Source organism: Psychrobacter sp. Choline-02u-9, assembly GCF_002836505.1.
GTDB lineage: Bacteria > Pseudomonadota > Gammaproteobacteria > Pseudomonadales > Moraxellaceae > Psychrobacter.
Genome location: NZ_PJBF01000041.1, coordinates 165636 through 187985, shown reverse-complemented (window position 1 = coordinate 187985; position 22350 = coordinate 165636). Strand labels below are relative to the sequence as shown.

At 41.8% G+C, this 22350-nt stretch carries 14 protein-coding genes; 10 read left to right on the top strand and 4 right to left on the bottom strand.

What is annotated here, in order from left to right:
- Positions 1-240: 240 nt before the first annotated feature.
- Complete coding sequence (locus CXF69_RS03370) at positions 241-549, top strand: ArsR/SmtB family transcription factor (RefSeq protein WP_101204781.1); 309 nt, start codon at positions 241-243, stop codon at positions 547-549.
- A 272-nt stretch (positions 550-821) separates the two neighbouring features.
- Here CXF69_RS03370 and CXF69_RS03365 read toward each other — a convergent pair whose 3' ends face one another.
- Positions 822-2321, bottom strand: coding sequence for a SulP family inorganic anion transporter (locus tag CXF69_RS03365; protein WP_101204780.1), 1500 nt, complete (start codon positions 2319-2321; stop codon positions 822-824).
- Between the two features lie 694 nt (positions 2322-3015).
- On the opposite strand from CXF69_RS03365, the gene CXF69_RS03360 reads away from it, so the two are divergent.
- The 7 genes from CXF69_RS03360 (at position 3016) to yfaE (ending at position 13243) form a co-directional block, all read left to right on the top strand.
- Positions 3016-3975: a bestrophin family protein gene (locus tag CXF69_RS03360; RefSeq protein ID WP_101204779.1), complete on the top strand. Its 960-nt coding sequence runs from the start codon at positions 3016-3018 to the stop codon at positions 3973-3975.
- Between the two features lie 541 nt (positions 3976-4516).
- Positions 4517-4807 carry a YbeD family protein gene (locus CXF69_RS03355; protein WP_057762424.1) on the top strand — a complete coding sequence of 97 codons (291 nt, stop codon included), beginning with the start codon at positions 4517-4519 and terminating at the stop codon, positions 4805-4807.
- 500 nt (positions 4808-5307) lie between these two features.
- Positions 5308-7584 (top strand): class 1a ribonucleoside-diphosphate reductase subunit alpha, encoded by a 2277-nt coding sequence (gene nrdA, locus CXF69_RS03350; protein ID WP_101204778.1) that lies wholly within the window; start codon positions 5308-5310, stop codon positions 7582-7584.
- A gap of 210 nt (positions 7585-7794) precedes the next feature.
- Positions 7795-11166, top strand: a complete 3372-nt coding sequence (locus tag CXF69_RS03345; RefSeq protein WP_102083157.1) for a P-loop NTPase fold protein — start codon at positions 7795-7797, stop codon at positions 11164-11166.
- A 48-nt stretch (positions 11167-11214) separates the two neighbouring features.
- Positions 11215-11586: a hypothetical protein gene (locus CXF69_RS03340; RefSeq protein ID WP_101205362.1), complete on the top strand. Its 372-nt coding sequence runs from the start codon at positions 11215-11217 to the stop codon at positions 11584-11586.
- Positions 11587-11683: 97 nt separating this feature from the next.
- Positions 11684-12817, top strand: a complete 1134-nt coding sequence (gene nrdB / locus CXF69_RS03335; RefSeq protein WP_057759544.1) for a class Ia ribonucleoside-diphosphate reductase subunit beta — start codon at positions 11684-11686, stop codon at positions 12815-12817.
- A gap of 156 nt (positions 12818-12973) precedes the next feature.
- Entirely contained in the window at positions 12974-13243 is a 270-nt protein-coding gene (gene yfaE / locus CXF69_RS03330) for a class I ribonucleotide reductase maintenance protein YfaE (RefSeq protein ID WP_101205363.1), read from the top strand.
- A gap of 170 nt (positions 13244-13413) precedes the next feature.
- On the opposite strand, the gene CXF69_RS03325 is transcribed toward yfaE, so the two are convergent.
- Positions 13414-14739, bottom strand: coding sequence for a S1C family serine protease (locus CXF69_RS03325; RefSeq protein WP_101205364.1), 1326 nt, complete (start codon positions 14737-14739; stop codon positions 13414-13416).
- A gap of 380 nt (positions 14740-15119) precedes the next feature.
- Between CXF69_RS03325 and CXF69_RS03320 the strand changes: the two genes are divergently transcribed.
- Positions 15120-15944, top strand: a complete 825-nt coding sequence (locus CXF69_RS03320) for a Nif3-like dinuclear metal center hexameric protein (protein ID WP_101205365.1) — start codon at positions 15120-15122, stop codon at positions 15942-15944.
- A gap of 1080 nt (positions 15945-17024) precedes the next feature.
- Positions 17025-18233, top strand: a complete 1209-nt coding sequence (locus CXF69_RS03315) for a transglycosylase SLT domain-containing protein (protein ID WP_102077942.1) — start codon at positions 17025-17027, stop codon at positions 18231-18233.
- A gap of 164 nt (positions 18234-18397) precedes the next feature.
- Here the strand turns inward: CXF69_RS03315 and CXF69_RS03310 are convergent, their stop codons facing one another.
- The gene (locus CXF69_RS03310) at positions 18398-21388 is read right to left on the bottom strand and encodes a LysM peptidoglycan-binding domain-containing protein (protein ID WP_102077943.1); all 2991 of its coding nucleotides are present in this window, start codon (positions 21386-21388) and stop codon (positions 18398-18400) included.
- A gap of 246 nt (positions 21389-21634) precedes the next feature.
- A complete protein-coding gene (locus tag CXF69_RS03305; protein ID WP_101205368.1) occupies positions 21635-22129 on the bottom strand; it encodes a hypothetical protein in 495 nt (164 codons plus the stop codon).
- Positions 22130-22350: the final 221 nt, after the last annotated feature.

Below are 22350 nucleotides of genomic sequence, written 5' to 3'. Positions count from 1 at the left end.
TCATAATTAAACTGGTTTTGGCTGTATACTCTACTGTTATAGAAATGTATAGTCAGAATACAAACGCTAGTTATAAGCTGTATGCTACTAGTAGCCGTTTACTTGTATATGGTTGACACATTGGTAGTAAACAAATACTACTACGCTTTAGTGTTTATACTCATAATGAGTAAGCTAAAAATCCAATGTTCCACTCTGACAGTTGTTGATTATTAACTAGGTATCGATATCACACATTTTATGAATACAGAAAACATAATATCTGCACTTAACAACCCCATGCGTCGCCAAATCATAAAGTGGTTGAAAGACAGATCAAACTTTCCAGCGTCATTACCAGAGCATGCTAATCTGGATGGTGTATGCGTCAGCTACATCCAAGAAAAAGCTGGATTGTCGCAATCAACCATTTCAAACTATATGGGTGTGTTAAAAAAAGCAGGATTGGTTACGTCCGAACGCCATGGACAATGGACGTTTTATCAGCGTCATGAAGCTAATATCGAAGCATTTCTCAATGAAGTTGAAAAAGAGCTGTTGAAGCTTTAAAAAATTCTCATAATCTATAGAGCTATTTTTCTTTGTTACAAAACATCTAGATATTTCAATATAACGATTAACTATCTCCATACCGCATCATCCAAACCTGTTACTTCTTCCCTTCTAGCTACCCCTTCGTTTCTGCCGTCCTATTAGCTTCTAAGATATTTATCCATAAAAGAATATAGTCTTCTAATCAGGTTTTAATCTGCACAAAAAAAGCCAAGGTACACTCAGCTTTTTTACACTTATCAATATGACACTATTAATGCATGGCTGATTTAATGCGCGCCTAAGCTTTGCTCAGCATCTGGCTTATCATGCACACCGAAATTATCTATCATCGCTTGGCTCGCCTCGTTCAAACCGATTAGCTCTACCTCAGTGCCTTCGCGGCGAAATTTAATGATGACTTTATCTATGGCGGCGACTGCTGTCACGTCCCAAAAATGCGCGCGCGACACGTCAATGACCACGTTAGAGACAGATTCTTTAATATCAAAGGAATCAATCATACGCTCTGCTGATGAGAAAAATACTTGTCCGTCAACTCGATAATAACGCGTTTGCGATGCTTCATCCATGTGACTATGCACACTCATATAGCGCTCAATCTTATTGGCAAAGAACAATGCTGACAGCAGCACGCCAATCAATACGCCATAGGCCAAGTTATGCGTTGCGACCACCACAGCGACAGTCGTAATCATGACCACATTACTTTGTAACGGCTTGGTTTTTAGTTCCTTAAACGAATCCCAGTTAAAAGTACCGATAGACACCATAATCATCACAGCGACCAATGCGGCCATTGGAATAATCTTTAACCAATCGCTTAAGAACACTACCATCAATAATAAAAACACGCCTGCCACTAAAGTAGAAAGACGTGTATAGCCGCCTGATTTGACGTTGATGATCGACTGCCCAATCATCGCACAGCCTGCCATCCCGCCAAAAAAGCTACTAACCACATTGGCAATACCTTGGCCTTTACACTCTTGCGTACGGTCGCCTTTGGTATCGGTCAAATCATCTACGATAGTCATGGTCATCATAGACTCAAGTAAGCCCACTATCGCCAAACTGATAGAGTACGGGAAAATAATGATCAACGTATCTAAGTTCAACAGGATATCAGGTATCAAAAACATCGGCAGGGTATCAGGTAGCTGACCCATATCATTGATGGTTCGAGCCTCTGCACCTAATAAGATAGCTATAGCCGTGACCAGTACAATACTGACCAATGGCGATGGAATCACTTTACCGATCTTTGGAATATATGGATAGCCATAGATAATGACTAGACCTAGCGCCACAAGACCGTATACGTGTACTAGGTTTGAACCTGCCTGCGGCATCAGCTCAGGAACCTGTGACATAAAAATCAAAATAGCCAAGGCATTGATAAAGCCGAGCACTACGGATTGCGACACATATTTCATTAGATTACCTAGCTTTAAGAAGCCAAAGATAATCTGTATAACACCTGTCAGCACACTGGCTGCTAACAAATACTGCAATCCATAATCCTTGACCAGCGTCACCATTAGTAGCGCCATCGCACCAGTCGCCGCCGAAATCATCGCTGGACGACCACCGACAAACGCAATCACTACCGCGATACAAAACGAGGCATAAAGCCCTACTTGGGGATCGACACCGGCAATGATAGAAAACGCAATCGCTTCAGGGATAAGCGCCAAAGCGACGACCATGCCAGCCAAGACATCGCCTCTCACATTGGATAGCCAATGCTCTTTAATTGTATTTAACATATTTAACTCAGTTTTGGGGAACTGCTTTAGTCTGTCAATAAACGAGGTATCTAATCATTATTTAGAAAATATCTAATTGGAAAGTATCTAAAAAGTAGTTAAAAATCATCTCACATGAAAAGTCTGACACATCTTTATTTAGATCCTTTGCTATCTAGGCACATCTCTGTTTATACCCTTTGATATCCAGACACGTTGCCCATTGCCTATCAAATGATAAATATAAAAATGTGAACGAGCATAGTTATCGAGTTATCGTCATAACATATTTTTAGTGGGATAATTTTTATGATCCACTAGATATATCGAATAGTGATACAAACGTTAAAGCAGTGCGTGCGCACAAGAAAAAGCGTCAGACGCTTTATAAGAGTAATTGCTATAGGAAGCAATCATTACTGAGGAGGGGTACAGCTAGGGTGGCGTATTCATCTTTGTGGTGGCAGCTTTTATAGAGTTAAGAAGTGATATTTTGCATCATTTTAACATACATAAAGTAGATTAATAAAAACATCGCTCTTTTGGCGAGGATTTAACTCCTATAGCTATCTCAATTATCAAGCTTAAGTAATCACCTTACTCTTTAGTTTGAATAAATTTATAGCCTTTTGGGCTTTACAGAACTCATTTCTATATTAGAATCACACGTGACATTTAATAGTGTCTACATATACCCCATCGCTAGGAAACTGACATGATTGTCCGGCAAACACCCAATGCCCTTAAGATATTTTTCACTCTACGTGGATCAATCATTCCAAAAATTTATCCGCAAATTTTGCTGATTACTATTCTTAGTACGCTCATCACGATTATTCAGCACTGGATGCCTGACTCGTTTCCTTATTATGGTATGGCAACGTTTACCTTGCTCGGGATTGCCTTATCGTTGTTTCTTGGGTTTCGAAACAATGCCAGTTATCAGCGTTGGTGGGAAGCGCGCGGACTGTGGGGTCAGCTGGTATATGACTCTCGTAGCTTAACGCGCCAAGTGCTGTCTTTTATAGATGATGACGATGCGAATGCCATAGATGATGGCGAGGATGACAATGCGACTGCACACGATACTCAGCGAACGATGGTATATCTGACCATTTCTTTTGCCCATGCTGTGCGCCACCGATTGCGTGGTACGCCACCTTGGGCGGATATCGAGCCTCTTGTTGCAGCGATACACCATGACCGTATGCGCCAAGCGAAAAACGTACCTGATTATATAATGCGCCTAATGGGTAAACAGCTTGGCGATATTCGGCGTCAAGGACTGGTATCGGAACAAGTCATACAAAATATGGATGAACGCCTGACCTCTATGACAATTGTACTGGCAGCGTGCGAGCGCATTCATAACACACCACTGCCCTTTGCTTACATGCTGCTGGTACATCGCACGACCTATTTATATTGCATTATGTTGCCCTTCGGTTTGGTGGCATCACTCGGTTGGGCAACCCCGTTGGTTTGTGCGGTGATTGCTTATACTTTTTTTGGTCTGGATGCGCTTAGTGAAGAGTTAGAAGAGCCTTTTGGTTTGGCCGCTAACCAGTTACCTTTGACTGCCTTGTCACGCACTATCGAGATTAATCTAAGAGAAGCATTGGGAGAGACGGATATTCCGCCTGATATCACTCCTATCAATGGCTATTTGCAATAGCTTTTATAATAGTTTTAATAAAAGCCATTTAGCTTACTACTTCAAGATGAAACGGACTAAATACAGACTTCACTTGAATAATCACCTATAGACCACTATAAACAGTGCATATATTCTCTGCCTAATATAGCCATTCCACTATAAAAGTATGACAGCGTTAACCTCGCTTGAAGTATCACAGTTACATCTACACTCGGTTGCCTTGTACTACTTTTAAATTGAATCGACTATAGCTTGACTGATTTAAGTGCCACTTACGACCATACTGAGCCTGTCTCAGATTTTTGCGTTATGCTTTTGGCATGATTTGAGCAGATGTTTAACTAACTAAATATCTATAGCAGCGATTTTCGAATGACTTAATGTTAGTTACTTACTTATTTACTACTAATGACTGATTAACTTTTTCCTATTTACCTATATAAGCGAGGCTCATATCATGAGTGATGATTCAAAAGACAACAACGACAACAGCACAAATAACCCAACCAGCAATCAGCCGTCAGTTAAAGTCACTGACCTGACGCCAAATAAAGGCGCATTGGTAGGCAAAAAGACTGATATTCAAAACCCAGAGCTTTGGGAGTTCCCGATGAACTACCCACTGAGCATCATCGGTCATGAAGGCGAGCGTGAGAGTTTGCTTAATGAAGTGAAGCTAATTTTGGGTAGCCAATTCCCTGATTTTGATTTGGCGTCTATCGAAGTTAAGCCGTCTAAAACGGGTCGTTTTCACTCAGCACGGGTTAATTTGTACCTAACCGCTGCTGAGCAAGTGAATGCGCTTTATGCCTCACTTGATAATGCAAAAACGGTTCGTATTGTTTTATAAGTCGCATAAAAAACTTTCACGCCTTTTTAGTCCAAATCGTCACTCGCTAGTAATAAGTTATGGGTGGCGATTTTTTGTGGTTTAATGTACAATCTGCGCCCGCATTATTGCCGCCATGACTCCCATTATCAGTCGACAATAACCGAGAGAATGAAAAGTAAATCTCACGATATTTTTACAAAAATTTATTATTGACCGCATTTGCGTCTAACCCTTATCCCATCGTCCTTTGCCAAAATTTGGACTGCCTACAACCTTGTAGCAACATAGTTTTATTCTAAAATCAATATAGTATTTTCAAAATTTTCCCGCTATATTGTGCCTACCAATTAACAAAAACGCTATATGTAGTACTCAGTGATTTTAACCGTCACTACGAGTAGTGGTAGCTTTTTGCCCAAAAAAACAGCTACCACACCCCCGTATAATAGCGTTATAAAGAATGTCTGCCGCTGCTTTGGCGCGCAGCATCACAATAAGCAATCAAAATAGAGGCCAGCATGACACATATTGACAAAATCCAAGTAACCAAACGTGATGGACGTTTAGAGCCTATTGATTTAGACAAAATTCACAAGGTAATCGCGTGGGCGGCTGATGGTTTAGAAAATGTGTCAGTATCGCAAGTTGAGCTAAAATCGCACATCCAGTTTTATGAAGGTATCAAGACTCGTGATATCCACGAAACCATCATCAAGTCTGCCGCCGACCTAATTTCTGAAACCACGCCTGATTATCAATATCTAGCAGCGCGTTTGGCTATTTTCCATTTACGTAAGATTGCTTATAACAAATTCACCCCGCCGCACCTATATGACCATGTCAAAACTTTGACTGATGCTGGCAAATACGATCAACATATCCTAGCTGACTATAGCCGTGCTGAATTTGACGAGCTAGAAGAGTATCTGGATCACTGGCGCGATATGAACCTTGCTTATGCCGCTGTTGAGCAAATGGCTGGTAAGTACTTGGTACAAGATCGTGTGAGCAAAACTGTTTATGAGAGCCCGCAGTTCTTATACATGCTCGTCGGTATGTGTCTGTTTAGCCAATACGACAAGTCAGACCGTCTTGATTTCGTCAAACGCTTCTATGATGCAACCTCAGAGTTCAAAATCTCACTACCGACGCCTATCATGTCAGGTGTGCGTACGCCATCACGCCAGTTTAGCTCGTGCGTCTTGATCGAGTGCGGCGATAGCCTAGACTCTATCAACGCGACCACTAGCGCCATCGTACGCTATGTATCACAGCGTGCTGGTATCGGCATCAACGCGGGTCGTATCCGTGCCCTTGGTAGTCCTATCCGTGGCGGCGAAGCACAGCATACTGGCTGTATCCCATTCTACAAACTGTTCCAAACGGCTGTGAAATGCTGCTCACAAGGCGGCGTCCGTGGCGGTGCTGCGACTCTATTTTATCCACTATGGCATTTAGAAGTTGAGTCATTACTGGTACTCAAAAACAACCGCGGTGTCGAAGACAACCGTGTCCGTCATATGGACTACGGCGTACAGTTAAACAAAACGATGTACACGCGCCTCATCAAAGGTCAAGACATCTCGCTATTCTCACCAGGTGACACGCCAGGCCTATATGATGCGTTCTTTGAAGATCAAGACAAATTCGAAGAGCTATACACCAAGTACGAAAACGATCCTAACGTACGTAGCCGTCAAATCCCAGCCGCTGATTTGTTCAGCCTAATGATGCAAGAGCGCGCCAGCACGGGTCGTATCTATATCCAAAACGTCGATCATTGCAACACCCATAGCCCATTTGATGCGACGGTTGCCCCGATTCGCCAGTCAAACCTATGTATGGAAATCGCGCTACCGACCAAGCCACTGGATAACATCAATGACGAAGAAGGCGAAATCGCTCTTTGTACGCTATCAGCGGTCAACTTGGGTAAAGTCGAAAACGTCAGCGACATCGAAGAGCCAGCCGAGCTAATCGTCCGTGCGCTTGATGCCCTGCTCGACTATCAAGACTATCCAGTAAAAGCCGCTCAAAACGGCAGCATGCGTCGCCGTACGCTAGGTGTGGGCGTAATCAACTATGCTTATTACTTAGCTAAGAATGGTGCACGCTACTCTGACGACAGCGCGCTTGGTCTGACCCATCAGACTTTTGAAGCGTTGCAGTTCTACCTCTTGAAAGCGTCGAACAAATTGGCAAAAGAGCAAGGCGCATGCCCTGCGTTCAATGAGACCACGTACTCACAAGGTATCTTACCGATTGATACGTACAAAGCCGACTTGGATAAAATCTGCCAAGAGCCGCTACATCTCGATTGGGAAACACTACGTGGCGAGATCACTGAGCACGGTCTACGCAACTCTACCCTAACCGCCTTGATGCCGTCTGAGACCTCAAGTCAGATCGCCAACGCGACCAACGGTATCGAGCCACCACGTGGTCTGGTCTCTATCAAAGCGTCCAAAGATGGCATCTTAAAGCAAGTCGTGCCTGAGATTGCTACCCTAAAAGATCAGTACGAGCTACTATGGCAAATGCCAAACAATGACGGTTACCTAAAGCTGGTCGCTATCATGCAAAAATTCGTCGATCAAAGTATCTCTGCCAATACCAACTACGATCCTGTTCGTTATGCTGGTGGCCGTGTACCGATGAAGATATTGCTAAAAGACTTGCTAAACGCTTATAAGATGGGTGTGAAGACGTTGTACTATCATAATACTCGTGATGGTGCGAACGATGCCCAAGCGGATATGGAAGATGATTGTGCTGGCGGTGCATGTAAGATTTAAGTTGGAATAATTTAGAGAAATTAAGGTCTTCATCTGTAATATAAAGATTTAGTCCAAGTTTTCTACGAAAATTATAAGTATAAGTTATCAGTCATATGAAATAAGTTTGAACTTCAAGCTTATTTCATAATTAGGTGTCGTACTAAGTATGTATTTTATGTTTGCAAAAGAACTATACTTTTTTCTCAAAAATAAAAGGCAGCAACTTTAATGACTGATAAAGAACTCAATCACGATTACTCATTTCATGTACTTCATGAACAAGTTGCAAAAACTGACCTGTTTGAAGATAAAACTCATGAAAAGGTGGCAACGACCTTAAACAAGCTAATGACTCAAGAAGAATACGGTCTAACTATTGGTTTGGAAGGTAGCTGGGGTTCTGGTAAATCAACAATCATTAATATTCTTAGGCAACAATTACAAGAAGAAGATAAGAATGTCTTTTTTTTCGCTTTTGATGCGTGGGCACATGATGGAGATCCTTTAAGAAAAATTTTTTTAGAAAGTTTAATTGATTCCATAGAATCAAGCAGTGAAGATAAAAAGTTAATTGAGTTGAAAAATCAAGTAAGCGCGAGGAAGAAAACTGTAACTGTTAAGTCTGAAAAGTCTGCTTCAAAGCTTGGGAAATATCTATCAACTGTTGCTATTCTTGTACCTGCAGGAGCGGCCTTACTAAACCAAACTCCGTATGATAGTTTAGTATGGCCTACTCATGAAGCAGCTACCTCTCCTAGCTTTAGATTAATTTTTGGCCTGCTCTTTGCCTTCGGTCCTTTATTAATGATTATTTGGTGGAAGTTCTGGGGTGATAAAGATTCTGATGATAAGACTAAATGGGACTTTTTTGAATCAGAGTCGACTGAAAACTATACTCAGGACATTACTGAAGATGGAGAAAGAACCTCTATCGAGTTTGAGAAATTCTTTGATGAGATTATGTCACATTTGTTCTCATCAGAATCTACAACTACTTATGAACAAGCTATTATTGTTATTGATAACCTCGACCGAGTTGATCCTGACTATGCTCAAACAATTTGGTCAACATTACAGACATTTTTTCAACATAGAAGCTCTTCACTTAACTCAAAACCTCTCGAATGGAAAGATAAACTTTGGTTCCTAATTCCTTTTGATAGGGAAGCTATACAGAAAATCTGGCAAAGTGACAATTTTCAAGTTCAAGATAACGATTCAAAAACTGATAACGGGAAAACTGAAGCAGCGTCAAGAAATATAGTGGCAACTTCATTTATGGAGAAATGTTTTCAAATTACAGTTGAGGTGCCACCTCCTGTCATGTCTGCTTGGATTGATTATTTTAAAAAATGCGTTGATAAGTCACTTTATGGTTGGCATGAAGAATTTAAAAATGCGTATATAGAGAGTTATATCAGATGTATGAGCAAGCTAGATAAGTCACCATCGCCTAGATATATACATAGCACAATTAATAGAGTTGGAATTCTAGCTTTACATTGGAAAAATGAATTTAGTGCCGAATCGTTATGTATCTATAGTCTTGCTCGACAATCAATGACTGAGAATGAATTTAGAACTGCTTTGTTGAAAGAAGGTATTCCTGAGTCATTCCCAACTAGCCTCAAAGAATCACAGATCAAACCCGAGCTTGCTGGTCTTTTATTCGGTGTTAGCGCAGATAAAGGCACACAACTACTTCTCTCTCCAGAAATAAAATCATCTATTTTCAAAGGTGAGGGGAAGAAGCTTAAAGAACTTAGAGAAAATCATCAAGATGCTTTTTGGCTTGCATTTAGAGCTAGTGAAAACGAATGGATAATAAAAGATGGTAGTAATGATGGTCACGTCATAAACTCTATTGCTAGCTTACATGATGCTTTTGTAGATGAAGTAGAAAATATATATGAATATGTAAACAAGATAGAAACTACTTTTATAGATTTCTTCAAAGATTTAAATTTTGAAAAATACAGTTATACGGAGACTGTACAGAAATTAATTAAGATTACTAGGAATAGAAAAGATTTTATTGAACATTTAAATTCGAAGTTTAAAACTAGAGTGGTCAAGTTAGTAAAATCAGTTGGTACTGAGAAATTTAGTCGTTCAGAATTATCAGGTCTATCAGAGATTGAGGCTATACTATTTGCGCATGACAGTTCTATAAGAAAATCTCGTTACACTTTTACCTACGAAAACTGGAAAACATGGATAACAGAATGCTCAAGTGAAGATAGTATAATTAAGACAGTCTTACCTCAGACTAATATTTACGAACAAATTGTTGCTAACTGTGGTTTTAATTCTAATCAATTAAAAACAGAAAATTTCAAAGTACTAATTAAGTCTCTGGAAATAGATAGCGATATATCTAACTGGAAAACATTAGTAAATTCAGTTATAAGCTGGCTTAATTTACCTTCCAGAGAACATGATATAGAACCATTCTATAATTTCATTATAAATATTACACCTATGTTAAAAGAAACTGATAGGGAAAAACTTGAAGAATGTATAAAATCATCTGGATTTTGGCAAAGATCTAGGTATTCAAGTATAGAAAAAAATCCAACACTACCTTTTTTAGTAGCTATTATAGATGAAAAATATAGAGATAACGCCCAAGTACCTGATTTCATTAAGGAATATTTATCACATGAGCTTGAAGAAGATAAACTTGATTGGGTTTTAAATTTATTCAGGGAAGCTAATAGCTTACATAATATCTGGGACTTAGCTAGAAATGAGAAAAATAAATTTGCCGTACATATTTTAGAAAATAGTGATGACACAGATTTATTTTCGTGTGGTGCAGCACATTTTGATGAAATTGAATGGAGCTCTGACTCAATTTTAGAAGAAGTGATCGTTAAGCTATGCGAGAATGGAGCGTTAGAGAGTATACATGAAGATATTAGGGAGAAACCTAACGCATATCATAAAGCTATTAATCTGCTAACTAAACATGGTAATAAGGAGGCTAGGGATTTTGCTAAATCAGTTCTAAAAAACTTAAATAAAAAGCAATGGTTAGAAGCTTTTGAAAGCGATAATGAACTATTATCGTGCATACCAGATAGTACTCCTACATTTAGTATGGCATGGGCAAGCTACTTTCAACTAATCACTTCCAATACTTTAGATTTACCAAATCATGATATTTTAAGAAAATTTTGGAGTTTGAAAAATAAGGTTCTAGATATAGATTTACGTCTTGAGGAAGTAACAAAAAGCTATTTTCAACATAATGAAACTGATCCTCTAGATGAGATGGATTTCATGTTGATAGCCCCATCTATTGCACCCTATATCAAACATCTAGATCAAAGAGACTTAGAAAGCAGGATCAGTAGCTGGATAGAAAGTAATCATATGCAGAAGATAAAATGGCTTTTAGACATTCCTATTGGTTTTAGAGAAAGCCATCAAGAAACCCTTGTTGCGCAGGTTGAGCATAAACTATCGTCAAGTGACCGTAATGAATTTCAAATTTATGAAAAATTAAACAAGAAATTAGGATTAAGTATACAAATACCCGAATTTAAAGATAATAAATCTCAAGTTGAAGTCAAAAATAGAATGAATAAAACTTAAAACCACTATAAAAGCAACATATAGACAGAATAAAACGACGGAGGTCATGTGCAATATACCGCAATCATCAAAGACGGTGGTTTGTTTATCCCAAACGTATTTTCAGACCTAAACGATGGTGGCTCGCATATCGTACAAGTCGAGGTTGATATTGCAGAGGTGCGTCAGCAGTTAGGTATAAATGAAGCACCAAAGGCAGCCGTCGCCAAAAAAAGCGTGGTAAAAGCAGCCAAAAAGCCAGTATCGAGAGCGGCTAAAAAAGACGTAAAAACAGCAGCGGAAGAGTCTGATGTGAGCACCCTACGCAAAAGCGCACTTGATGAATTAGAAGCGCTCGATGATAGTGAACTGAGCGAGATTTTCAAAGCCTATATGAACGATGGACAAGAGTCGTCGCAGATATCGCTAGAGAACCTCTAAGCTAAAACGCTATAATCCAAAAACGTGTCATAACCTCAAATCAAAACCAGTCAAATCCCTACAAATTAATAACCGTATCAATTATAAAGGCAGTCCCATGACTTACTCGATTTTTTCTCAAACGCCAAACAATGCGCTAAAAGAGCCGATGTTCTTTGGTCAGCCCGTCAACGTGGCGCGCTATGACCAACAAAAGCACCCTATCTTTGAGCAATTGATTGAAAAGCAGCTATCGTTCTTTTGGCGTCCAGAAGAAGTCGATGTATCACGCGACCGTATCGACTTTAGCAATCTATCGTCGCATGAGCAGCACATATTTTTGAGTAACCTCAAGTACCAGACCCTACTCGACTCTATCCAAGGTCGTAGTCCAAACGTGGTGCTACTGCCGCTAGTATCTATCCCTGAGCTTGAGACGTGGATTGAGACATGGTCGTTCTCTGAGACCATTCACTCACGCAGCTATACGCATATCATTCGTAATATCGTCAATGATCCAAATATTATCTTTGATGACATTATGCAAAACGAGCACATCTTAGGCCGTGCCTCTGATATCGCTCAGTATTATGATGAGCTGTACCGCAACTCGCAGCTATATAGCCTGTATGGGCCAGGTACGCACAACATCAATGGCGAGCAAGTGACGGTTGATTTAAGATCACTCAAAAAGCAAATGTACCTATGCATCATGGCGGTCAATGTCCTAGAAGCCATTCGTTTCTATGTATCGTTTGCTTGCTCATTTGCCTTTGCTGAGCGTAAATTGATGGAAGGTAATGCCAAAATCATCAAGCTCATCGCTCGTGACGAAGCGCTGCATTTGACGGGTACGCAGCATATGCTAAATCTCATGCGCAACGGTCGTGACGATCCTGAGATGGTCGAGATTGCCGCAGAATGCTATGAGGAAAGCATTGAGATTTTCCGCAAGGCTGCTGAGCAAGAAAAAGAATGGGCAGGCTATCTATTCAAAGATGGCTCGATGATTGGTCTAAACAAAGACATCCTTTGCCAATATATCGAATACATCACCAACTTGCGTATGGAAACGGTCGGCTTGCCAGCGGCGTTCCCGAATTCAAAATCAAACCCAATCCCGTGGATCAACACGTGGTTGTCGTCTGACAATGTGCAAGTAGCACCGCAAGAGACTGAGATTAGCTCGTACTTGGTTGGTCAGATTGACTCTGACTTATCAGACAGTGATTTTGATGACTTTGAATTGTAAGAGCTTTGCGTTATAAGAATCTACATTATAAGAGCTTTGAGCTATAAAGGTTTGAGCGGTAGAAATTTGAAGTTATAAAATTTCTATCGCTGTAATCGTCTTATGGGTTAATAGTAGGGATAGCAGTAGCACAGACATATCCCAATAGGATTAACGATGACTTGGGTAATGACCAGTAAAAAGCAGTTCTATCTACATGATGACGAGAGTCTGCTAGATGGACTGCTACGCACCGGACACGAGGTAAACTATCAATGCCGCGAGGGCTACTGTGGTAGTTGCCGAGTCAAACGTATTGCTAGCTCGCATACGGTCGATTATCCATTTGACCCACTGGCGATGATTGAAGAAGATGAGATCCTGCCCTGCTGTTGCCGTGTGCAAGGTGTCATCTATATCAATCATGACCCTATTGAGAAGTTATAGCAGGGTTAGGTATAGATAAAGCTAGCCTTTAAAATTTAGAAAAATCAGCTCCAACAAAAAGCGCGCTCCTTTAGATAAGGAACGCGCTTTTTTATGCTATTAGCTACATCAGTGTGCTGTCCCATAAACACGTTATGAGCCAGCACATAGTGGTAAGAAGAACCTACGACTTACTGCGTTGCGGTATCTTGCTCAAACAGTTTCATCAGCTCTTCGCGCATACGATCACGCTCTGCCTTTGACATCATCGGCGTTTCTTCATCACCTTGGATGCTTGGCTCTCCCATGCCGCCCATACTCTCATTTTGCAGTACGACAGGACGCTCAAGTGGTTCTTGTGCTGGACGCTCTTCTAGGGTGATTTTTACTTGGGCGTTTTTACCTTGACGCAATATTTGCGCATCTAGCTCAGTGTTTGGTGGCTTACGGGCAACATACTGAATCAACGTATTGGCATCTGTCATCTCGACATCATCGATGGTTAGGACGATATCACCGACACGTAGACCACTTTTCGCCGCTGGACTGTTATCAATGACGTTTAGTACTTCTACACCTGTTGACGTCTCTAATTGCGTTGGATCACGTAGCTGTGACTGGATCTCGATACCTAGCCAGCCACGACTTACACGGCCGTCTTTAATCAAAGCATTCATCACTTGCTCAACCAGTGCCGTCGGAATGGCAAAGCCAATACCCATCGAACCACCAGAGCGCGAGAATATAACGGTATTGATACCGACCAACTCACCACGAGCATCGACCAACGCACCGCCTGAGTTACCCGGATTGATAGCGGCATCAGTCTGGATAAAGTCTTCGAATTTATTGACACCCAGTCCAGTACGTCCAGTCGCTGAAATAATCCCCTGCGTCACTGTCTGACCCACACCAAATGGGTTACCAATCGCTAGAGCCAAATCACCCACACGAATCGGATCTTCACGGAAGCCAAGTGGCGTCAATCCAGTCATATCGACTTTAATCACAGCTAGGTCACTATCAGGATCTGTACCGATGATTCTGGCACGGCTCTTACGACCATCATTGAACGCGACTGTGATCTCATCGGCCTTTTCGATTACGTGGGCATTGGTCACGATATAGCCATCTTCTGATACGATCACACCAGAGCCTAAATTGGTATTGCCCTGCTCTTGTGATGGGCCACCATGATACTCAAAAAACCGGCGCAGTACGGGATCATCCATATAAGGATGCTCGGTCATCGTTTGCGTCGTATAGATATTGACTACAGACTGCGACGCACGCGCCACTGCATTATGATAAGAAGAGATAGGCGCTGGCGTGTCCGACACTGGCTCTGCTGCTTGCTGCTCCGCAGGCGGGGTTCTCGGCGGCTCCCATGTGGCCTCTGACGTCGACTTCATACTCGTGAACAACCAGATAAACGCTGCCAACACTAGCAGCAATAAGACCCAAGGTAACCATTTTAATAAAGACGCCTTGTTATTGGTGTTCCGGGATGACGACATATAAAACCTCTATAAATTTATTGCAAACAGACAGTGAAAAACGATGTGAGATAATGGCGACCGCTTAGCTAGTGTTGACCCATTCATCAGATGGTCAAATGCTATACAGCTAGGCAGACTCACGTATATAAATTATAACCGCAATACCAGTAAATAGTAACGTATCGTGTACCATTTCAGTTATCCAGCTTGTCTGCTTGCTTACAACGGCATGTTAAAATAGCTTTTACGATGCTCGACACTTCAACATTTCGAGAATTGAACATAAAGCGAGAAGTCCAAAACCAAACACTCTCAAACATGACAGATAATACATAATTTTTGCTTAGTTAATCTACAGCACCTTACGACATACATTTTATTGATGACAGGAAAACATAATGACTGCAAATCATACGACAGCTGAATCCAATACTCAAAGCATTAGCGCTCAGGCATTGACACAGTTCTGTGACGACTACTTATCTACTAGTGCGTTTAAAGACTACGCACCAAACGGTCTACAAGTAGATGGCGGACGACCAATTCAGCGTATCGTCACTGGTGTCACGGCTTGTGAAGCCCTAATTGATGCTGCGATCGCTGACAATGCCGATGCAATTATGGTGCATCATGGATACTTCTGGAAAGGCGAACCTGCACCGCTTACTGGGATGAAAGGTCGACGCGTGCGCAAGCTGATGCAACACGGTATCTCTATGATTGGCTATCATCTACCGCTTGACTCACACCCAATCTCTGGCAACAACGCAAAACTTGCTGACGTACTCGGCATGACGATTACTGGTGCGCTCTATCCTACCGAGTCCCATCCTGTGGGCAATATCGCTACTTGCACACCGCAAAGTACTGACGATCTCATTGCCACCATTACTCAAGCTTTAGGCCGCGCGCCATTACATATTTCAGCTGAGTATCATGCAGACTCTCCTACTCAGAAAAATGGTAGGCTGATCGAACGTGTGGGTATATGTACGGGCGGTGCGCAGGATATGATTGAGCAAGCGGCTAGCATGGGCTGTGATGCATTTATCTCTGGTGAGATATCTGAGCGTACCACACATAGCGCGCGTGAGCTTGGGATTGACTATTTTGCTTGTGGTCATCATGCGACAGAATGTGGCGGTATTCAAGCATTAGGAGAGATAGTCGCTCAAAAATTTGGTCTGCCAGTTACCTTTATCGATATCAAAAACCCAGCATAAACTAGCCACTTAAAAAGCCATTTTAAACGGTTGTCATTGATAGAGAAAAACTTATAAAGGAAATGATAATTTAAAAGCCAAACTAGACTTGCTAATGCTATAGTCACACCATAAGCATAAAGTCTAGTTTGACTACTATTTAAACTTTGTTATTCTATTTTTGATTATTATGTACCAAATATCTGGAAAATTAACCGTTTATATCTCAATTGTTAAGTTTTATCGCTTTTTTCTTAACTCCACTTGAATAATGCAATTAGTAACCGCATATTACTACCCGTAAGAAAGAACGTTTTGTCATGAAACTTCCCATTATTACAGCTTCCGGTTATGGCACTAAAATAATGTTGGTAGTTGTTTAAAACTTTATCATGCTATATCAGCGATAAGATTTTAAACCGCTACCCATCGAAATACTATGTTTGCACTATGTATGTTAGCAGCATGGTATTTTTTTATTTTTGGTGTCGCGATGACGGTATGACATAGTCAGTTTGATAGACAGCTATAAACTATCAATTCTGGTTATTTTACTTACCCTCATTGCTGGACAAACAACTTTAGTAGCCAGCTATCCTATTACTAGTAACTTAATATTAGTGATTCAAAGTATAGCCAGCCATCAAAGTTAGCATAGTTAAAACAGTTGAATGTATTTGCCTCATTGGCAAAACCTTACATCAATGTTTCAAGCTATGTCTTTGTCTCAATAACTTAATCATGACCTTACCTATGTTTGATATATAGTTGTTTGGCCACTAGCCATATTTAGTTATCGATGAAGGAATCATCTGATTTATATCCTTCGCGTCGTTGTGCGTTCAGTATTTTAAACCAGTACTTATGAACACTGTTTAGAACGCTTTTATGACATATCGATAGCTGGCTGACGACAAACTATCCCACTAACTCTTAGAGAGAGTACGCTAGTGGCGCTATAGTCAAACAAGATAGAGTGGCATTTGTTCTATTAAAAATGCCACTCTATTTAAGATACGATATCGATATATGTCAATATTATGCACATATATTTATACGTGTTTTTGCGGTAAGAAGGATGGCTAAAATCAGGAGACATCCATGCAGCGTATTACTTATCGTGTAAAAGTATCTGCGCAAGGGGCCAAACGCCGTATTTCTTATTTACTGCGTCCATCTAAACGCCTACTAAACACCAAAAGTAACATCGTTTCATCCGTTACCCCTATTGCGTCTAATCGTTTTGCCAGAACCAAGAAGCTGGCACAAATCTCTAGCATCGCTCTACTCTCGTTGCCCGCTGAGAGTTTAACGACCATGAATACATCGGTACCAGCCTATGACAATGTCATGCTGGAAAACACCTTGACCATTGCTGCGGTACCAGGCGATAGCACTTACTTTGCTACCGATGGCTTCCAACATGGTTTTGGGTTTGATTTGGTGCGCACTTATGCCGACGAGCTCGGTGTCGATATCAATCTAAAAGCCTACGCCAGTGAAGAAGCGGCACTAAAAGCACTAAGAACTGGCAACGCTGACATGGCATTGACTACGGCTAGCACCAAGCTAAAAAGCCAGTTGAACCTATCGTCTATCAATGTCAGCTGTGGTTATGACTCTAGTCTGACTAAGAATGGTCTACATCCTAAGGTAAGTTGGACGTTTAGCTCATCCAATGACCCATTATCTAGAAAGGCCAGTTACTTCTTGTGCGATAGCATCAAGCTACAAAACACACAAAAACTTGCCGCGTTCTACAATCAAAACTTGCTCAAGGATGCCTATAGTCAGGATCATTTCCAGAGAACCTTAACGGAAAAATTACCGGACTATCAGTCTTCGTTTGAAGAGCAAGCACGCAATTATAATCATGATTGGGAACTATTGGTCGCGATGGGTTATCAAGAGTCGCATCTTGATGCCAATGCTGTGTCGCCGACTGGTGTACGCGGGTTAATGATGCTGACCAATAACACTGCAAAAGCGATGGGCGTCTCAGACCGTGTCGATCCTTACCAAAGCATTGGTGGCGGTGCGCGCTATCTAGAGCAAGTGAAAGCGGACTTCTCTGATGTGCCAAAAACTGACCGTATCTGGTTTGCCCTTGCAGGTTATAACATGGGTCCCAATGCGGTAAAAAGAATCCAACGTGAACTACGAGCTCAAGGTATCGATGATAAGAGCTGGGCGAATGTCTATGCTTATTTAGCAGACAATAGAGCGTCGAATAGCCGCTATGGTCAAGCCATGCACTATGTCAGTAATATCAGAAGCTATCTTGAGACTATTAAAACTCAGACTGTCTAGTCTGTAAATATTACTAGGCAATTTGCAAGCTAAACTTTCACAGTTATTTATTCTTGTTAAATAAAAAAAGCTGCTCTTATAAAGAGCAGCTTTTTTGTGCGATACGATTACTAATTAATATTAATGACGCCTTATGTAAACGGTATCCATTAATATCTTATTCATTAACGATTTGGAACTGTCAGACGCTGACCACGCTGCAACATCGTATCAGCGGCGATATTGTTCATATCAGCCAGCTCTTGTGTTGAGACACCATATTTGCGTGCTAAACCAATCAAGCTATCACCCGAGCCAACCGTGTAGCTTACTGTCGCTTTTGGTACTTTAAGCGTTTGGCCGCGTTGTAGTTGTGCATTGGTCGCTAGATCATTGGTCGCTGCCAAATCCTCTACCGATATGCCAAACTGACGTGCTAGAGCAATTAGGCCATCGCCAGATTTAACTTTGTAGCTTTCAGTATTACCTAATTTCGTACCACTGCTTGCTGAGCTACTACTGCTGCTACTAGCAGAGCTGCTGCTTTGGCTGCTACTAGATGCACTTGCCACACTGCCGCTAGCAGGGATGGTAATAGTACGGCCCAATATCAGATTCGAGTTGGTATTCAAGTTATTCGCTGATGCCAAATCACTTAAGCCAATATTGTAACGTTTAGCGACACCCGTTAGCGTATCACCTGATTTTACTTTGTAGCTGACCGCTTTGTCATTCAGCTGACGGTCAACCAACTCTTTAGTAGCAGGAACTTTAATCGTTTGACCACGTTGCAAGCGAGCCTTTGCATCAAAATTGCTATTTACTGCAGCCAGCTCCGTTGCACTCACTCCGATGCTGTTCGCAATACCAATCAGCGTATCACCTGATTTTACTTTGTAATTGGTGGTCGCGACCGAACTTGAGCTATTACTACTGCTAGTATTTATCGTGCTTGCAGCATCAAAATCAACACTAGCTGGCACTTTAAGCGTCTGACCAACATATAGCGAACTTGTGCTGTTGATACCGTTGAGACTGGCTAAAGTATCTGTCGACACATTGAATTGACGTGCCAATGCAATTAATCCGTCCCCTGCTTTTACTTTATAGTTTTTGGTCGCAGTGCTTGATTTACTCGGCTTGGTAGAAGGCGCTGCAGGTGTCGTCGCAGGTGTAGTCACTTTACCCGGTATGAGCCATAGTTTCTGACCTCTGAGCAGATCAGCACGGCTGCTCAGGTTGTTATAGCTGGCTAGCTGAGTGACCGATAAGCCAAAACGATTAGCCGTACCGATAAGCGTATCACCGCCTTGTACGACGTAACTGTCAGGCTGACTAGCGGCGGCGTTATTAGCAGTACTCAGTGGCTCGATAGTCTTGGCATTATATAGATATAACGTACTGCCAGAGAGCAAATTGGCACTGGCATCTATCTGGTTCCATTCTGCGATATCACGCCAACTAACCCCTGCTCGACTCGCAATGTTCGAGAGCGTATCGCCACGTTTGACCGTATAAGTGGTACGAGTGCCTTGAGGTTTTGGCTTACTTACCGAGGTTTTAGCAAAGCTAAGTTTCTTCTCTGCACCACTCGCTTCTAAGATAGACTGCTGTGTTTGTACGGCTGATAGATTAATGTTGCCATCAGCATTGATAACATTGGTCTCAGAGGTATTTCTCCGGATTTGATTGGCGATGAAATCACGCTCTTCTTTGCTAAGCGGTGGCTCTTGGACAATCGTATTGTTCTGAGTAATCTGAGCTGAGGTAGTCGGTAGACTGTTACTGCTCTTAAGCTCAGCATTGATTTTGTTAGTCTCTGCTGTGGTCAGTGGTGGCTCAGTACGAGCTGAAGAGTTGCCACTGTATACCGAGCTGCTAGTTGGCGTCGCAGATGGTGAGATGTAGCTGGTAGTCTGCTGAGGTACACTTGCGCTAGCGGCATAATCAGCCAATGCACTACCAGTAGACGGTAATGATGAGGCAGTATATGGTTTGTTATTATAGCTTGGTGTGGTCGCTGTCGTACTTGAGCTACCTGCGTTGTTTGAGGCGAGTACATTGCCTGTACCGTTACCTCTGAGCCCACTTAATTTGGCATCAGCATTGAGGCTGACGTCGTTAGGAATGATGACACGCTGTGGACCTGAAGAATCAACGCGGCCTGATGTCAGTGCAGTGTTTAGACGCTCTAGCTCATCATAGCTGACTCCAGTTAACTGCGATACTTCTGCCAAGCTCACACCATAGTTAACTGGTACACTACGGAAATGCTGACGGTTAGCGATAGCTGGTAGATACACACCATACTGCTCAGGCTTAGCGACGATTTCGGCTACAGCTAAGAAACGCGGCACATAGTTCATCGTTTCAGTCGGTAATTGAAGTGACCAGTAATCTGTTGGCAGTCCGCGCGCTGCGTTGGCATCAATTGCTTTTTGTACACGGCCAGGTCCAGCGTTATAAGCAGCCAATGCTAGCTCCCAACTACCAAACTGGTTGTGCAGTGCTGTCAAAAAGTCATAGGCAGCACGTGTCGATTCGATCACATCGCGACGACCATCATAAGTGCTGCTTTGGTTCAAGCCATAGATACGGCCTGTACTTGGAATAAACTGCCATAAGCCCGCAGCTGCCGCACTACTCGTACCACTTGGATCGTAAGAGCTTTCGATAACTGGTAACAAGGCAAGCTCTGTTGGAATATTGCGACGCTCTGCCTCTCGTACCGTATGATAGATATAACGACTGGCACGTGCAGTTAGGCGATTGAGATAATCCTGTCTACTGGTAAACCAGCTTTTTTGACCTTCAATGCGCTGATTATAGATTGGCTTACCACCATTCATGCGGTAGCCTGCGCGTAGACGATTCCACAAATCACCATATTGCTGAATAGCAAGCTGGTTACCTTCTACCATGGTCATGTCAGTGGCTTCTAACAAGTCAGCCAACTCATCCAAACTCTCTGCATCTAAAAACGCAGTTGAGTAGTCTGCACTACCTGTATTAGCCCCTTGATTGGCAGGACTTTTGGTGATGACAGATGAGCTATTGGTCGCACCTTTGTTTTTTACCGCTGATGTGTTGCTACACGCACTAATCAGTAAAGTGGATACCGCAAGCGTCAATGGCAACGCAATAAATGAGCGAGAGTGTGATAGCACAGTAGACATGATATTGGAGGTTTCCTAACGACAGAAATTAATAAGATAAAGTTGATGGATAGTATAGTATGCAATGTAAAGCAAAGACTAGCCTAATATAAAAGATAATCATAGACGCTCAAGTAGCCTATAAAACTAAGTAATGACTATTATTAGCCAGCTAAGACTTTTTATAGGTCGAAATCGCAGCTAGCTCAATCAGCTATTGTTTATGCTACCTATTGTATTTTTGAGTCTTACTTGCTCGATGATGACTTAATTAATAGCCACCTGAGACACTGCACGCAAGAGCACTGCATTACCAGTAGATAAGGTCAAGGTCACACGAGATGTGGTAACAAATGATACTTGCTGACCATTTTTTACCCAGCTTTCATTGGTCGTCACATTGGCTTTGGCTTGTGAACCAGTAATCACCACATTATCTACCGAAATATCATAGCGATAATTGGACGTATCATTCCAGCTGTTTTGAAGCAGCTTTAAATAGGCATCTTTGTCTAGACTGGTAGACTTTCCCTTTCTAGATAAAGAAATAAGCGCGTCATCTGACACAAGGCGCGATACCTGATTGATGCTCTGGCTATTCGCTGACGCTTTCATTGCGGCGGCATAGTTTTGTACCAAATCTTCGGTCATAGTTGCCGCTTGTGCATTGATACTGATGGTGCTGGCTACTGCTACGATTGCAGTGATGCTGGCGCTTTTCACCAATAGAGCTAATAGCCTATTTCCCAATAATTTTTTCATGATAATCCTTAGCGATATTTTTTTCGTTAGTGTCATATAGTGACGATTAACGCTCTTTTATCATTTATTTCGGCCATGTATCTGTATAGATATATCTATATACTCATATCATATGCCGAGCCTATCATCGAATTCTCACAGCCATGTGACACCCTGTGTAATTATTGCGAATAAAAACACAGGCTATCAAATCAAATATTCATAAGCATTTGTGCTGCAGA